The following is a 1,693-nucleotide window of genomic DNA, read 5'->3' as shown; positions in this document are numbered from 1 at the left end:
TTGGCTGTTAGAACTCAATCTGTACGAGTGCCCACACAGATGATTGCTTTATATTGTTAAAGAACGTTTTGAGTCGCTTTAGCGTCTCAAGGGATGCGAATAATACACCCTTTATTTTTCGAGTCAACACTTTGTTTTAAACTTTCTTTCGACAATTTAAAACCGAAGTTTTATTTAACTCTCTGAGTAGTTCGTGCCTTGCTATGCTTCAGCGTTTCCCGTCTCAGTGGGGTCGCATTATAGGGAGAACAGATTTTTACGCAAGTACTTTTTTAAAGAAAAAGTAAAAAAAGATGCTGTTCGGTCAGTATCTGAACTAAACCCCCTAAAACTGATAGTTTTGTAACCAAACGGTGCCTGTTATGGTACAAAAAAGACCTTGCTGATACACTCAAAGCTAATAACTATTATCTAAAAGGTACTAAATATGGCAATCCGTTCTTATAAAGGTGTAACTCCTTCGTTTAATTCGTCTGTTTATATTGATGAGTCATCAGTTTTGGTTGGTGATATTACTTTAGGTGATAATAGTAGTGTTTGGCCTTTAGTAGCAGCCCGAGGCGATGTTAACTATATACGTATTGGTAAACGCTCCAATATACAAGATGGCAGTGTATTGCATTTATCTCGTGCAACTAAAAGCAATCCAGATGGTTATCCACTTATTATAGGTGACGATGTAACTGTAGGTCATAAGGTAATGCTGCACGGATGTATATTAGGAAACCGTATACTTGTAGGTATGGGCGCTATTATTATGGATAACGTGGTTGTTGAAGATGATGTAATTATAGGTGGCGGCTCTTTGGTACCACCAAACAAACGCTTAGAGTCTGGTTACTTATATGTAGGGAGTCCGGCTAAGCAAGCCCGCCCTCTAACGGAGCAAGAACTTGCCTTTTTAAAAATATCTGCCGATAACTATGTATCACTTAAAGATGAGTACTTAGCTGAAATAGCTAATTTAAGTTAATAAACTTACTTCAATTTGGCCTGCCGAGTTATAGCTCTCTTCTTCGATAAGCTCCTCGGCACGTTCTTCGTAATCAAAACGATACTTTTCAAAATACTCTGTTGCGTGACTTTCGTCTGTTAGTTTAAGTGTATTTACTTCTATTACACACTCCACCAGCATGCCACTAACTTGTGCAAAAAATACTAGCTGATGATCGGGCTCTCTAAACTCTAGCCTATCTATAAATTGTATTGCCTGATTCATTTAAGCGTTCCTTGTTTGAGCGCATCAACGACGGGAAGTATTTTTGGCATTTTATTACGCCATACATAATATGCTTGAGCAGCTTGACCAACTAACATGCCACTGCCATCTAAAAGCTTAGCGTTAATATTATGCTGTGCAACCCAATTCATAAAAATGGTATTTTGCAGTGAATAAAACATGTCATAAGCGACTTCACAGTTAGTTATGTGTTTTTTATCAAGTGCTGGAAGTTCGTTATTCATACTGCTAGAGGTAGAGTTTATAATTAGTGAGTAATCGCTTACTGGTAAATCATCAAAACCAAAGCCAGATACTGGTCCATATTGGGTAAACAGCTCTGCGAGTTCTTTGGCTTTTTGTGCTGTGCGATTAACTATTATTATTTCCTGAGGGTTATGCTCTAACAAAGGTAAAATAACCCCTCGAGCAGCACCGCCCGCACCTATGATTAAAATGCGTTTATTAGTTATG

3 protein-coding genes are annotated in these 1,693 nt (G+C 38.0%); 1 reads left to right on the top strand and 2 read right to left on the bottom strand.

The features are described from left to right. Positions 1-427 precede the first annotated feature (427 nt). Positions 428-973, top strand: coding sequence for a gamma carbonic anhydrase family protein (locus L652_RS0121260; RefSeq protein WP_002959868.1), 546 nt, complete (start codon positions 428-430; stop codon positions 971-973). Here the strand turns inward: L652_RS0121260 and L652_RS0121255 are convergent. After that, complete coding sequence (locus L652_RS0121255; RefSeq protein WP_004335144.1) at positions 965-1,219, bottom strand: DUF1488 family protein; 255 nt, start codon at positions 1,217-1,219, stop codon at positions 965-967. The two genes, L652_RS0121260 and L652_RS0121255, sit on opposite strands and share 9 nt — an antisense overlap. Further along, a partial coding sequence (locus L652_RS0121250; RefSeq protein WP_024603641.1) for an NAD(P)-binding domain-containing protein occupies positions 1,216-1,693 on the bottom strand: 478 nt, incomplete at its 5' end. The genes L652_RS0121255 and L652_RS0121250, both read right to left, overlap by 4 nt.

Origin of the sequence: Pseudoalteromonas sp. TB25, from assembly GCF_000497995.1 — a bacterium.
GTDB classification, from domain to species: Bacteria; Pseudomonadota; Gammaproteobacteria; order Enterobacterales; family Alteromonadaceae; genus Pseudoalteromonas; species Pseudoalteromonas distincta.
Note: the sequence above shows the minus strand (reverse complement) of the source record. Positions and strands in the feature narration are given on the sequence as shown.